Origin of the sequence: Paenibacillus sp. RUD330, from assembly GCF_002243345.2 — a bacterium.
Classification (GTDB): domain Bacteria; phylum Bacillota; class Bacilli; order Paenibacillales; family Paenibacillaceae; genus Paenibacillus_O.
In genome coordinates, this window is sequence record NZ_CP022655.2 from 3,638,241 (window position 1) to 3,652,401 (window position 14,161).

General features: G+C 56.1%; 10 protein-coding genes. 2 read left to right on the forward strand and 8 right to left on the reverse strand.

Annotation, left to right across the window (positions count from 1 at the left end; translation table 11 throughout):
* Positions 1 to 5: 5 nt before the first annotated feature.
* The 6 genes from CIC07_RS16490 to CIC07_RS16515 all read right to left on the reverse strand — a co-directional run bounded on the left by CIC07_RS16490 (position 6) and on the right by CIC07_RS16515 (position 9,056).
* Positions 6 to 2,021, reverse strand: coding sequence for a YIP1 family protein (locus CIC07_RS16490; RefSeq protein WP_076354543.1), 2,016 nt, complete (start codon positions 2,019 to 2,021; stop codon positions 6 to 8).
* Positions 2,022 to 2,046: 25 nt separating this feature from the next.
* Positions 2,047 to 2,913: a carbohydrate ABC transporter permease gene (locus CIC07_RS16495; protein ID WP_076354541.1), complete on the reverse strand. Its 867-nt coding sequence runs from the start codon at positions 2,911 to 2,913 to the stop codon at positions 2,047 to 2,049.
* 3 nt (positions 2,914 to 2,916) lie between these two features.
* Positions 2,917 to 3,900: a carbohydrate ABC transporter permease gene (locus CIC07_RS16500; RefSeq protein ID WP_083687898.1), complete on the reverse strand. Its 984-nt coding sequence runs from the start codon at positions 3,898 to 3,900 to the stop codon at positions 2,917 to 2,919.
* The gene (locus tag CIC07_RS16505) at positions 3,897 to 6,905 is read right to left on the reverse strand and encodes an extracellular solute-binding protein (RefSeq protein WP_076354539.1); all 3,009 of its coding nucleotides are present in this window, start codon (positions 6,903 to 6,905) and stop codon (positions 3,897 to 3,899) included. Before CIC07_RS16505 ends, CIC07_RS16500 begins: the two co-directional genes overlap by 4 nt.
* Positions 6,902 to 8,026: an ABC transporter ATP-binding protein gene (locus tag CIC07_RS16510; protein WP_076354537.1), complete on the reverse strand. Its 1,125-nt coding sequence runs from the start codon at positions 8,024 to 8,026 to the stop codon at positions 6,902 to 6,904. The genes CIC07_RS16505 and CIC07_RS16510 overlap by 4 nt, the downstream gene beginning before the upstream one ends.
* Positions 8,027 to 8,144: 118 nt before the next feature.
* On the reverse strand, positions 8,145 to 9,056 hold the full coding sequence (locus tag CIC07_RS16515) for a helix-turn-helix transcriptional regulator (RefSeq protein WP_076354535.1): 912 nt from the start codon (positions 9,054 to 9,056) through the stop codon (positions 8,145 to 8,147).
* Positions 9,057 to 9,204: 148 nt separating this feature from the next.
* On the opposite strand from CIC07_RS16515, the gene CIC07_RS16520 reads away from it, so the two are divergent.
* Positions 9,205 to 9,669 (forward strand): VOC family protein, encoded by a 465-nt coding sequence (locus CIC07_RS16520; RefSeq protein WP_076354532.1) that lies wholly within the window; start codon positions 9,205 to 9,207, stop codon positions 9,667 to 9,669.
* 56 nt (positions 9,670 to 9,725) lie between these two features.
* On the opposite strand, the gene CIC07_RS16525 is transcribed toward CIC07_RS16520, so the two are convergent.
* Positions 9,726 to 11,465, reverse strand: a complete 1,740-nt coding sequence (locus CIC07_RS16525; RefSeq protein WP_076354530.1) for an ABC-F family ATP-binding cassette domain-containing protein — start codon at positions 11,463 to 11,465, stop codon at positions 9,726 to 9,728.
* Positions 11,466 to 11,939: 474 nt separating this feature from the next.
* Entirely contained in the window at positions 11,940 to 12,959 is a 1,020-nt protein-coding gene (locus CIC07_RS16530) for an alpha/beta fold hydrolase (RefSeq protein WP_076354528.1), read from the reverse strand.
* A 145-nt stretch (positions 12,960 to 13,104) separates the two neighbouring features.
* Between CIC07_RS16530 and CIC07_RS16535 the strand changes: the two genes are divergently transcribed.
* On the forward strand, positions 13,105 to 14,013 hold the full coding sequence (locus tag CIC07_RS16535) for a LysR family transcriptional regulator (protein ID WP_076354526.1): 909 nt from the start codon (positions 13,105 to 13,107) through the stop codon (positions 14,011 to 14,013).
* Positions 14,014 to 14,161 lie beyond the last annotated feature (148 nt).

Below are 14,161 nucleotides of genomic sequence, written 5' to 3' on the forward strand. Positions count from 1 at the left end.
GAAAGTTAAGGATGGAAGTTCACCTCTTTGTACAGCTCTTGGAAGAAATCCAGCAGATTGTAGGACAGGCCGAACACGATGAAGCCGAACAGCCAGATCGTGCCGATGGCGAAGACGGTCACCGCCGAGTTCTTGATCGTCTCCATGAAGTCGAAGTTATGGATGACCTGGGTCATGACGATGAACAGGACGCCGAGCCAGATCGCCGTCACCGTCGTCAGGGAAGTGACCAGCACCTTCTCGTCCAGCGTCACGATGTTCGACAGGATGAGAATCGGGACCGACAGGAACAGATACGGAGCCAGCGCGTACGTGCTGCCCTGGACGACCTCGCGGAACCGACCCTCCCCGTCCCGGACGCTGCAGACGAGGTAGTTGGCGATGATCCACGTCGCCCACGGGAGGATGAACAGGCCGAGCTCACTCAGCAGGTTGATGCCGGCCAGATCGACGGGATGGAACAGGAACCCGGTCCAATAGATCCGGGCCAGCTTGACGGCGAGCACGGCAGCCAGCAGCAGCACGGTGATCCAGGCCGGAACGCGGGTTTCCTTGAGCCGGTAGAAGCCGTCGTAGGGATGGATCATGACGGAGCCGAAGTTCCGCAGATGGCCGACCGGGCTCCTCCAGGACTCCGGCAGCGGACGCCTCTTTAAGAGCCGCCGAATCCCCTTCCCTCCGAACCGGATCAGGAGGAGCAAGACCGCGAGTCCGGCGAGCAGCAGGACGAACCGGTTCTGCAGCCATTCCAGCCGGATCTGCCAGAACGCCTTGGAATATCCGTCCGTATCAAACGCCGTTTTCATGAACGAGAGCGCCTTGCTGTTGTCCTCCTCATGCAGATACACCTTGCCCAGCCCTTGGAAGGTCGCGCCGAACATGTCGTTGCGGGCATAGACCGCCTCCCAGAAGGGCTTGCTCTCCTCGTACCTGCCGTCCGCGTAGAGAGCCATCGCCTTCAGGACTTCCCGACCGAATTCGGTGCGGACGAACTTGTGCACCGTCCGGGTGGCGCTGTCGGCGATCCAGACGGCATGGTCTCCGTCGACGCCGATGGCGGTCGGGAAGCCGAGTATGCCGTACTGCTGCGTGTCCTTGTCCACGGCGCCGAAGGCGAACAGCGCTTCGGCGCTGCGGTCGTACAGGGTGATGAAGCCGGAGTCCGTATCGACGTCGTACAGAAAGCCTTCGTCGTCGAGAGCCGCATCCACGATGCCGTGGCCGTTCACGAGCGTTTTGTTCTTGAAGGCGTCCACCCCGCCCGCATTGAGCTTGCGGAGCGCCCCCTTGCCCTCTCCTCCGGCAGTAGCCGTATAGATGAAGCCGTCTCCGTCGATCGCGATGTTGGTGATCGGCCTCGGCAGCGCCGCCTTCTCCTTGGACAGCTGCTCCTTGTTCAGGATCAGCCTCTTGAGCCAGCTCAGCATGGACGTATCGGCTTTGTTCGCTCCGAAATACCCCATGAACTCGCCGGCCGGACTGAGCCGGACCAGTCCCTGGTAGGAGGAGTTGAGCGCGATGTACATGACGCCGCGACGGTCGACCGCAAGCTTGACCGGGATGAAATGCTCGGTCCCGAGCAGCGGCGACTCCGGCTTCTTGTATTCCTTGCGGAAGGCGCCGTCCGGGCCGAACACCGCGATCCGCTGGTTGCCGGAATCGGCGACGTAGACGCTGCCGTCCGGCGTCACGAACACCCCCTCCGGCGAGCTGAGGCTGCCGGGTCCCTCCTCCTCGCCGATCCGGCGGTCGAGGGAGCCGTCCTTGCGCAGCACGACGATCCGGTCCAGCTTCTTGTCGGCCACGTAAATGCTGCCGTCCGGTCCCGCCTGCAGATCCGCGGGCTCCTGGAAGTCCGCGGTGTAGGCGCCCGCCGGCGTATAGATCGGCTGGATGCGGAACCAGTCCGACTGGTTGCTGTCGTAATAGAACGTCCGGTACGGAAGCCCGGCGGAAGCGGGCTCCGGCACGGCGATCCAGGCCAGCGCCGCGACGAGCAGTAGAGCGATCCATTTCTTCATTGTCCGACTTCCTTTGCTGATGGAATCACTTGATCCCGGAATGGACCATGCTCTCGAGCACCTTGCGCTGGAAGAGCAGGAATATGATCAGGTTCGGGATGAAGATGAGCAGTCCGGCCGCTGCGGCCATGTTCTGGCCGGCGACGTTGTTCTGCAAGCCGCTGAGCAGGCTGTTCACATAGAAGGCGAGCGTCCGCATCGCTTCCTTCTGCATGAACAAGGTCGACGTCTCGACGTCGCCCCATACCGTCTGGAACGTCAGGATCGAGATCGTCGCGATGGCGGGAGCCGACAGCGGCAGCACGATGCGGGCGAAGATGCCGACATGGCTCGCTCCGTCGATCTTGGCCGCCTCGATGAGATCGTTCGGAATCTGCGAGACGAAGCCGACGAGCATGAAGACGGCGACGGGCGAGGCGAGCGACGGCAGCACATGGCCGAAGTAGGTGTTGTTCAGGCCGATGCCGCTGACGATCAGATACCTCGGGATGGAGACCGTCTCCGGCGCGAACATGAGCGACAGGGTGATCATCGAGAGGATGAGCGCCTTGAAGTGGAACCGGTGCTTCGCCAGCACATAGGCCGCCATCGTGCTGACGATGATGACGCTCGCCAGCGTCAGGCCGAGCACGACGATGCTGTTGAACAGATAGCGCGTGAACGGAACGGTCGCGTTCGAGGCGTGCAGGAACAGCGATTCGAAGTTGCGCAGCGTCGGATGCTGGACGAAGAAGCGCGGCGGGAACAGGAACAGCTCGTTCTGCGGCTTGAACGCATGGCTGAAGATGAAGATGATCGGCAGCGACATGAACGCCGCGAGCGCGGTGAAGCCGCCGATCAGAATGGCCTGGAAAGGCGATGCGGAGCGGAATCTTCGGAGTCTGGCGATCATGGCTCACAGCTCCTCCTTCGAGTTGAACAGGCGATAGGCGAATCTCATGACGAAGTAGCTGAGCAGCAGCAGGATGACCGACAGCGCCGACGCGTAGCCGAGCTCGAAGCGGATGAAGGCGTAGTCGTCGATATGGTTGATGATGAGATGCCCCGCGTACTGCGGCGTCACCGCCATGCCGGTCAGCTGCGTCGAGATGCTGCCTGCCTTGAGCGTGGATACGATCGTCATGACGGCGCTGAACAGCATCTGCGGCTTCATCGACGGGACGGTGATGTAGAACACCTCCTGCAGCCGGCTGGAGATGCCGTCGATGCGCCCGGCCTCGTACAGCTCCCGGTTCACCGTCTGCAGGCCGGCGAGCATCGCGAGGAAGCCGACGCTGAAGCTCATCCAGAGCGAGACGAGGATCATGATCTTCATGAGCGACTTCGGATCCTGGAGCCAGACGACCGGCCCGTCGATCCAGCCCATCGACAGCAGGAAGTTGTTGACGTAGCCGACGCGGTCCCCGCTGAAGGCGGCGATCCAGACGACGGACAGCGCCACGGCACCCGCCATCGACGGGGCGTAGAAGACGAGCGTGTAGTAATCGCGGACCTTCAGCGGCAGCTGATGGATCAGCCAGGCGAACAGGAACGACAGGACGTACCCGCCCGGACCGACGATGAGCGCGAACAGGAACGTATTGGGCAGCGCCTTGGTCAGGAAGACGATGTCCTGCGTGAACAGCGCGATGTAGTTGTCGAAGCCGATGAAATGCAGCTTGCCGAAGCCGTCGTAGGACGTGAAGCCGAGCGTCGCCGCCATGACGACGGGTACGACGATGAAGACGAGGAAGCAGATCAGGAACGGAGCGAGGAACAGATAGCAGAAGGCGTCCCTGCGCAGGTCGCTTCCGAAGCGCCTCAGCTTCAGCAGCGCCGGAGAAGGCTTGCGCCCGCTGCCGATGTCGATTCCGGGAGTCAGCTCGGTGCCGGTATTCATTTGTCCGTCCCTCCCCAATCGTAAGGCTTGTCGATCTGCGGCACGCCGAGGCCGACGCCCGCGATGCCGAAGTCCTTCTGCCTGCGGTTCATTTCCCGCTGCAGCGAGAGCTGCGCCTGCTCCAGCGATTCCTTGGCCGGGATGCCGTCGAATACCGTCCGGTTCCAGGCGAACTCCATCTCCCGTCCCAGGAAATAGTAGCCGGGCACGTTCGGCATGTTCTTCGCCCAGCGGGACTGCTCGCGGATCGCCTTGAGGTCGGCGCCCGGCCAGCTGAGCGATTTCATCGCCTCGACGTTCGCGGTGTTCCACCGGTATTCCATGCCGTAGAACGATTCCATATCGCTCGCGTACTGGGCCTGCACCTCGTCCGAGGTCCACCACTTCAGGAATTCCCAGGCGGCGTCCTTCCGCTGACTCTTCTTCATGATCATCGCCGTCGACAGCCCTTGCGGCGACCAGCGGGCGACCGTTCCGTCCTCCTGGGAGACGCCCGGCAGCGGAGCGGTCGCCCAGTGGCCGGTAATCTCCGGCGCGGCGACGAGCAGCTGCACGTAGGTGTTGAAGTCGGCGATGCCGACCGGAATGTCGCCGTCGCGGAAATGCTGGAAGAACGCCGGGATGTCGATCGGCAGGTTGTATTTCGTGAACATTTCCGTCCACTGCTTGAACGCCTGCTGCCCCTGCGGGCTGCCGAGATTGGCCTTGAGGCCGTCGGCCGAATACGGATCCGCTCCGTTCTCCAGGAAGAAGGTCGCGTAGTCCCCCTTGGGCACGTTCATCGTCATTCCGTTCTCCTGCAGCGTCGGCAGCATGTCGAAGACGTCCTCCCATGTGTCCGGAGCCTTCAGTCCCAGGCTCTCCAGGATGTCCGTGCGGTAGAAGAGCAGCTGGAAGTTCTGCACCTCCGGCAGGCCGTAGGTGCCGCCGTCATAGCTGAGCGCCCGGGCCGCTCCCGGGATGAAACGCTTCATGACGTCGCCGAAGCCGGGATATCCGGACAGGTCCTGTGCCGCATTCCGCATCGCGTAGTCGGCCGGCGTCGCTTCCCCGAGCCCGAGCGCGACATCCGGCACCTCGCCTGCCGCATTGCCGAGGATGAGCATGTTCGGATTCGGCATCAGGTTGATGTTCACCGCGATGCCCGTCTTCGGCGTGAAGTCCTGATTCGCCATCTCGCGCAGCAGATCGACGTAGTCCCGTCCCCGCTGCACCCAGATCGTCAGCGCGCCCTGCTTGTTCTTGCCGCTGAGATCGTAGTCCATCGTGAACGAGCGCCCGAAGTCGCCGAGCGCGTACGGCACGCGGGACAGCACCGAGGCGGTCTTCAAGCCGGGATCGCTGTCCGGCGTGCGCAGGACGAGGTAATCGAGCATGAGCGGCTGCTGGGTCAGCGTCGACATCCAGGTTCCGATGCTGGCCTGGATCGTGGAGAAGTCGTTGACCTTGCTCGGAATCTCGCCCACGTCGTCCAGCATGGCCTGCAGCATGCTGACGGAGGACTTGATCGCCTGAGACAGATCGGAATCCCGGCCGTTCAGGCCGTTCACATAGTCGCGGACGACGTTCAGCCTGTCGACGATCGCCTGCAACTTGGCTCCGGCGTCGGGATCGTATTTTTTCATGTCCCAGGTGCGCTGGGAGTCGATGTTCGCATCCGAGGCGTTTTTGCTGTAATTGCCCGTAATCAGGCGGATGTGGCGGTCGAAGTCCGAGATCTGGCCGAGCGTCTCCTTGAGCGCCAGCGACACCGGCTGGAGCGGCGACGAATCCGCCGTCATCGTGATCTTGTGCTCGCCTTTCTTCAAGTAGATCCGGTAAGGACGGCCTTCGCCGTCAGCCGCCGGGGCGATCTCGAATTCCTTGTGGTAGCCGAGCCCGTAATGCAGCCATTCGCGGAAAGGAACCTCGCCGTCGATCTGGATCGTGCGGTAGGCCTTGAAGCCGGCGCGGTAGTTCTGGAAGTTCTTCAGATCCAGGACGTACCAGCCGTCCTCCGGAACCTCCGCCCTCCATTCCACCCATTCTCCCGGCAGCCGCCAGCGGTTGCCCCCGAGCACGTTGTAGGTGAGATGCCCTTGGGGATCGGGAGAGATGTTGGGCTCGGCCCAGTGGTCCGTCTGGATGGAGATGCTCGACTTGCGGTCGAACGCCTCGGCTTCCGTGATTCCGTACCACTTCGGCTGGCTCCCGGTCCGATATGCGGGCTGCGAGGAAGCATACTCCTCGTAGGAGGGAAGGGCGCGCTGCGGCTCGAAGGAAAGCTTCTTAAGCGCGACCGGCTCCCGCTCTCCAATCAGCCTCAGTCTGTGGCCGCCCTTCTCCAGCCGGTACAGCAGCGGCCTGGACGAGGCCGAGAAGTCGCTCGCCGCCTTGACGGACCATTCCGATATCTCCGTCTGCCGGGGGCGCACCTGCATGCCGAGCTCGTTGCGTTCATACGGGTACTCGGCGTCCTTCCACAGCCGCTGGAGCTCGATCGTCTCCGACTCGGCGAACGGATAGGCGCCGTCGATCTGCACGCCCCGGATGACGGACGTGCGGCCTCCGGGCAGCGGCTTGTAGTCCAGATGCAGCTCGTACCAGCCTGCGCGCGGAGCTTCGAACGACCATTCCACCCAGCCGGAGTCGCTGTTCCAGCCCAGCGCGGGACCGTCCGGGCCGGCCGTCTCCGCCAGCTTCGCTTCCGGAGCCGCTTCCGTGTACCGGAGCGGATCGATCGAGATGGCCGGCGAGGAGGCCGCTTCCGCCTCCGCCTCGGGATGCCGGAGCATCAGCCTCGCATAGGGAAGCTTGTCTTCGGCATCGGCCGGCGTGGAATTCCCCAGCAGCTGCGAGGCGCTGACCGTCTGGGCGAACGTCGCCGCTTCCTTGCCGGAGGACCACCAGATGATACCGCTTGCAACAGCGGCGATGAGCAGCAGCCTCAAGCCGAGCTTGCCCGCCCGGGATAGAGGCTTCCGGCTCCATGTCGGGAAGAAGGTTCTTTTGCCGCTACCCGTCATGCCCGCTCTCTCCTCAGCGACACTCCGGTGCTCTCGTCGAATAGGTGGATCTTGTCCATCTGAAAGCCGAAGGCAGCCTGCTCCTCCGGATGGTATGCGCTTTCAGGATCGGTCCGGGCAATGACTCTCGTGTCTCCGGCAAGCAGATACACATAGGAGTCGGCTCCGGTCTCTTCCTTCATCTGCACGACGGCGGCCGTATACCCGCCTTCCTCCCCTTCCGGGAGAGCGGAGCTGAGACGCACATGCTCCGGCCGGACGCCGAGCACGACGCTGCGCAGCGACCGGTCGGTGCCGCCGAGGCGGCGCTCCATCTCCGCGGGCAGCGGCAGCTTCATCCTGCGGTTGGTGAAATAAAGGGTCCCGTCCTCTCGCTGGATCTTGCCGGGGATGAAGTTCATCTGAGGGGAGCCGATGAAGCCCGCCACGAACAGATTGGCCGGCTCGTCGTACAGCATGCGCGGAGGGGCGACCTGCTGGATGACGCCGTCCTTCATGACGACGATCCGGGTGCCCATCGTCATCGCCTCGACCTGGTCGTGGGTGACGTAGACGGTCGTCCGCTTGAGGTCGCTCTGGAGCTTGATGAGCTCGGCGCGGGTCTGCGCCCGCAGCTTGGCGTCAAGGTTGGACAGCGGCTCGTCCATGAGGAATACTTGCGGCTCGCGGGCGATGGCGCGGCCGAGGGCGACGCGCTGCTTCTGGCCGCCGGACAGCTGGCTCGGCTTGCGCTCCAGCAGATGCGAGATTTCGAGAATCTTGGCCACGCGGTTCACGCGCAGCTCGATTTCATGCTTGGCGGTCTTGCGCAGCTTGAGGCCGAGCGCGATATTTTCGAATACGGACAGGTTGGGGTAAAGGGCGTAGTTCTGGAACACCATGGCGATGTCCCGGTCCTTGGGGGAGACGTAATTGATGAACTTGCCGTCCATGTACAGCTCGCCGCTGCTGATCTCCTCGAGACCGGCCAGCATGCGGAGCGTCGTGGACTTGCCGCAGCCGGACGGTCCGACGAGCACGAGGAACTCGCCCTCCTCGATGGACAGATGAAAGTCGTCCACGGCGGGGCGGGCTTCGCCTTTGTAGCGTTTGAAGACATGATTGAACGTGATGCTTCCCACTGTTCTCACCTCGCGCTAGACTCTTCTGGATTGCTCTAAAGTCCATGTTAGCGCAAGGATGGAATGGAAATAATAGGGCGGAATTGGCTTTTGCAGGGGGATATTGGCTCTGCTTCTCTCAAGTATAGGCCTCCATGATTCCCGCCAAAAAATCCCGATAGTCAGCGGCATAGGATTCAGGCTCGATAATCTTCAGGTTCCGCCCAAAGCCCGCCAGAAATTGAAACCCGATCTCGTCTTGAGGCACGCTGATCGCAGCCACCACCTGTTCAGGATCCGAGGCATCGATGCTTTTTCGGCCATACCTTTCCATCAATTGATCTTGGATGCGGGGGGAAATCCGCGCTTTGACGGCAACGAGCTGTGCCTGATAGCCATTTTCCGCGACTGGATTGTCCCGGTCATCCCGAGGAGCAAAGGCTTGTTTCCCGGCAATCAAACGATCCGTTCTCGACAGTTTGAACGTTCGATACGCCTGCCGTTCTAAGCAAAATCCTTTCAAGTACCAGCTCGTCTCGCTGAAATGAAGCTGGTAAGGCTCAACCGTTCTTTTGGTCGCAAGGCCATTTCGATCCCTATAATCAAAAGAAACCAGTCTGTTCTGCAAAATGGCCTGCTGGCAAATGTCCAGGATCAGCTGAATTTCAGACCGCCCTTCCCAATCGTAAAAGGACAGCTGAATAAACCCTTTGGGAGACGCCGCATTCACCATGGACTCGATTTTCCTTAACGTCATCTCCACTTCCCGATGGACCCGTATTTGCCCCAGTCCGCCCAGAGCGACCAACAGATTTTCCAAATCCTTATGGCTCAAAAGGCGCTTGTCGAGCTTATACTCCTTCATGATTCCATAACCGCCATTCACCCCATGAATGGAGTAGATCGGGATATTGGACAGGCCGAGCGTTTCCATGTCACGGAGAATCGTCCTCTTGGACACCTGAAACAGCGTGGCGAATTCGTTCGCTGACACGACTTCCTTTTGCAGCAGGATCATGACGCTGGCGATCAGCCGCTCTATCTTCCCCATTTTCTCCCTCCTCGAAATCGAGCCTTGTCGCCGCTCATATGCACTTCATTTGATTCCAACTTTTGTTCGGGCGCTCGATAATAAGTGACAATGTAGCTGTCACCTATTATACCTTATGCTGAGTGCATCATAAGAAGGAGGAATAACCATGTCAGCTGTTGCGTATTTGAATATGGATGGAAATGCAGGTCAAGCGATCGACTTTTATGCCGAAGCGTTCCATGCGACCGAGGTCAAGAAAGTCCAGTTCAAGGATCTTCCCCAGAATCCCGATTACCCCTTGCCGTCCCATGAACAGGAAATGATCATGGAGTCATCCATAGAATTCGACGGCGGAAAAATCATGATGTCGGACATCCTGCCTTCCATGAAGCCGGTAACGGGCGAGCTTGTGCAAGGAAACCAGGTGCTGATCAGCCTCGTTATCGAGGATCAACAAGCTTTGGCCGCGTACTTCAACAACTTGTCGGTTGGAGGACATATCATCATGCCATTGTCCAGCCAGCCTTGGTCCGCTTGCTTCGGAATGCTGGCCGACAGGTTCGGCATCGTCTGGAAGTTCAACAGCGACGCCGACAAGTTTCTTGATTCCGTCATGGCGGGTAAGAAATAAAACAAGCGCGGCACCGTCTATGGACGGCTGCCGCGCTTTGTCTTTTTTATGGATCTTTAAAGCAGCTTAATCAGCTCTTCCAGCTCATCAGCCAATACTTTTGCATGTTCAAAATCAGCAGCTTTTAAGGCCAGTTCTATTTTCATCTCAACTGATTTTTTATTCTGTTCCGTTTCTAAATAGTCCCGATCAAAATGACTGGCGTAAATCATCTGTCTAAATTTTCGCATGCTCATTTTTCGGATCGTCTTATCGTCAAGGATCAAAACATAATCCATGCCATTTACAACCGAATAGAAATCATGCGAAATCATGAGAATCGCACCTTTATAGTCTTCAATGGCTTTCTCCAGCGCTAGTTGCGAATAGGTGTCCAAATGGCTTGTCGGTTCATCAAGAAGCAGTACGTTTGCTTTACGGGCAGAGACTTTAGCCAATTGAAGCATATTTTTTTCTCCGCCGGATAAAGACTCTATCTTTTGAGTAAGGATCTCTCCTTCAAAGCCAAAGCTGGAAAGATACGATCGAATCTCATCATAAGCCTTGAATCCGGCATCAATGAATTCTTCCAGTATCGTATTAGAATCCTTTAGCATTTCGCCTTGAACCTGAGATAAGTAAGCCACTTTAACATCGGCATTTATTTCAATGGAATCATGATTGTTTGCATAGATATCTCGGAGCAAAGTCGTTTTACCGGTACCGTTCGCACCAATAATGGCGACTTTATCCGTCGATTTGATCTCAAAGCTAACCTTATCCAAAAGCAGCTCATCAAAGGCAGCACGATAGTTGGTGACATTTACAACCGTGGTGTCTTCCCTTTCATCCTCAATCCCAAAATCAATATTCGGCTGCTTAATATCGACAAAAGGCGCTTTGATTCTACGCGCTTCAAATCTTTCCTGAAACTTGACTCTGGCTTTTAGCGCTTTCCCTCTAGAGGCTTCAGAATTATAAGTTGCGATGGCTCTGAGATTGTTAATTATGTTCTCGTTTCTCTCCATTTCTTCATCGTCGGCGATTGCGAGTTCCTGCAGCTCGATTTTTTTCTGAAGCAAGCTGAAGGTATACTCCATATATCGCCCATCAAACTCTTGGATCTCCGTGTTTTCAAGGTGGATGATTTTGTTGAAACAATGATTCAATAGATATCGGTTGTGCGTGACAACCAGCAGTGTTCCTTTGTGAGAATTGATCAGATTTTTAAGCGCATTCAGGTTTTCAAAGTCTAAAAATACATCCGGTTCGTCCATAATCAACAAGTCTGGACTCCTGAGCATTTCCTTCATCACTTGAATAAGCTTGAATTCCCCGCCGCTCAGGTCGGTTACCCTAAGATCTTTCAGCTTCATGAGGTTGGCAAGATTTAGCTTCTTATTGATGTTGCTTTCAAAATCATCCCCGCCGATGGAATCAAAGGCATCTAAAGCCAATTGATACTTTTCCAATAACGGATCCATATCCGATGATGTTTCCATTTCCGTACAAATCGCTGTGATTTCATTTTGTATCTTCATGAATTCTTCCCCAATATACTCGAAAACGGTTGTTTCTTTCGTTTTGTCTAGTTGCGCGAATTGACTTACATGTCCAATCCTGCAAGTGGGGTCTATTTCCAGCCTGCCCTCGAACAAATATCTTTCCGGATCCATCAGTATATCTATCAACGTACTTTTCCCACTGCCGCTTGTTCCTATAAAAGCGCAATGTTGTGCCTCTTCAAACGTAAATGAAATATCTTTATATAGTTCTTTTTGTGGAAAAGAGAAGGATAGTTTCTCAGCTTTGATCATCAGATTACCTTTCTTGGTGCTTGAAATAGGGACTGTTATTAGATTTATTGCCTGACATAGATCATGAGATAACGTTGCTAGAGTAACACTGTTTCCAACCGACTTCAATCGATTTGTATCCCATCCCTTGGGGCCTGTATCTCCTGATGCATCAGCGCGTTCAGAGACCTGTGAATATGCTCCATGATTTCCTTGCCGCTTCCGCGCCCATGCAAGATGGAAGACATTACCGTTGTAAATCTAGTCTTATCCAGGCAGACATCCCTATTCGCGTTGAGCCAAGCGGATAAGGCGCGGGAGAAAAGCGAAACCAGACATGGACGCGGGAGGATTCTGCTGAACGCAACCTCCATCTAATGGAAGAAAACAACACGAGCGCTTGCGCGCTGCGTGTTGTTTTCGGTTCAGCGTAAAGGATCATCGGCTTTTCTTGCCATGCCATGCCCTGCCAGACTCTCCAATGCTAATGATGATTTATCCGTTTGTACTCCGCGCCAACAAATGCTTCAGGTTGTCATCAATAAATTTATTATCGGCACTGTTGATTCCACGACCGGCAAAATGGCCCCAAATCGACTCGATCGGATTAAAAACAGCGTGAGGCATAAGATTGGCTTCGTATTTATTATCGTCCGCTGTGCAAAAGAGGTCCGTGCTCCCCGGCATGATGCAGGCAAGAGCTTTAATGCTCTTAAGCGCCTTGTCGAAATCTCCGTTATAGGAGGGGTTTGCACTAATATCTGCATGTTGGCCTGTCCATAACATGGCCAGGACATTATGCGGATCCATATTCATAAAGCTGTCTTCCCAGACGCCAGCCACAAAATCCTCCAAGGAGTCAAATCCCAGCTCGCGATAAAGCTCCTCTCTATAAAACGCATGCGACAATCCCCATCCCGCATAGACCCGGCCAACGGCTCGCATGTCTGCAGAAGTCAACTGGTTCAGCTTGCTTGAATCGAAGCCGACTGCAGCCAGCAGCGAAGCTTTCAAGCTGTCCAGGACCACAAATGTATGGGGCCAAGGCTTGGCAATTCCCGCGAAAGGCGCAATTCGTTCCACCATCTCCGGATAACTTGCCCCCCATTGAAACGCCTGAATGCCTCCCATGGACCAGCCAACGACGAGAGCGATCTTTTGGATGCCGAATTTTTCAGTCAACAGCCGATGCTGCAATCTGACGTTGTCATAGATGGTTGCCTGCGGGAAACGAGCCCGATCGTATGGAGGAGGCGTGTTGCTGGGAGACGAGGATAATCCGTTGCCCAGCAGATTCGGAACAATAATAAAATAGTTCTCAGGATCCAGTGCCATCTCCCTGCCAATCAGCCATTCATTCTGAACATGCTGGTCACCAAAAGCAGTTGGATAGACGATGACATTATCTTTCTGTTCATTTAATTTCCCATAAGTCTTATAGGCAAGAAAAGCGCCTGGCAACGTCACTCCTGATTGCAGGGTGACATCACCCAAAGTAAAAATCTCATAGTCCATCGTATGATCGCTCCCTTCCATATGAAACCACACGTTCAGTCGGTGATTTCTTGAACTTAGTATAGGGGCTGTGATACTCTCAATAAAAGTGAATGAAATTAAAAGCAGCATTCAATAATATTGAAAGCATGAGGAGGATCGTAAGATGGAGTTGCGCCAACTGAATACGTTTCGCACGGTTGCATCCACCTTGAATTTCACTCGGGCCGCGGAAGTGTTGAACTACGTCCCCTCCAACGTCACGATGCAAATGAAAGCATTGGAGGATGAGCTTGGTGTTCGTCTCTTTGATCGCTTGGGCAAGCAGCTCGTTCTCACAACTGCGGGTAAACGTTTCTTAACTCATATCCAAGGTGTCCTTGACAAATTGGACGAGGCTCGCAGCGACGTTCATGACAATGAAAATATAAGCGGCACCCTGACGATCAGTGCCAATGAAGTCATTTGCGCCTATCGGCTTCCAGCTGTCTTTCAACGGTTTCGTTCGCAGCATCCGGGAGTTCGTCTGATCTTCCGCTCCGTTCCGAATCAAGAGCTCAAGCAATCCCTCTTTGAGGGAACCGCCGATGTCGTCTATATGTTGGACGAGCCTATCCGCTCGAGCGGACTGGCCGTGGAACCGTTGCGGGAAGAAACTTTCCGCTTGCTCGCTGCTCCAGACCACCCGCTCGCAAAACGAACGGTGCTGCAGCTGGAGGATTTTCACGGTGAAGTGTTCCTGACGAATGAAAAGGGCTGTCCCTATCGCACCATGTTTGACCGGTCATTTGAGAAAGAAGGTATCGATAGCATTACGTATCTGGAGTTTCAAAGTGCCGAAGCCATCAAACAATGTGCCATTTCGGGAATCGGCATTGCCTTTCTTCCTGAAATTGTAGCGGAAGCCGAAGTTGAACGCGGAGAACTTGTTGCTCTTCCATGGCAAATACCGGACTTGCGCGTGTATACACAGATGTTGTGGCATAAAGACAAGTGGCTTTCACCCATCCTGTCGTCTTTCATAGAAGCAGCGAGGGAGGTCCTCGTTCTGGAGGAGGAGAATACAACCGTTTAGCAGATTCGCCCTATTTATGGTCGACATTCAGAAAAGCTCGAAGTCCTCCACGATCGAAGAGCGTTCCATCAGCGCTTTGGATGCGACGGGAAGCATAATGAATCCAACGAACCGCAACGAGGATACCGAATTCGGCGCCCTCGTTGCG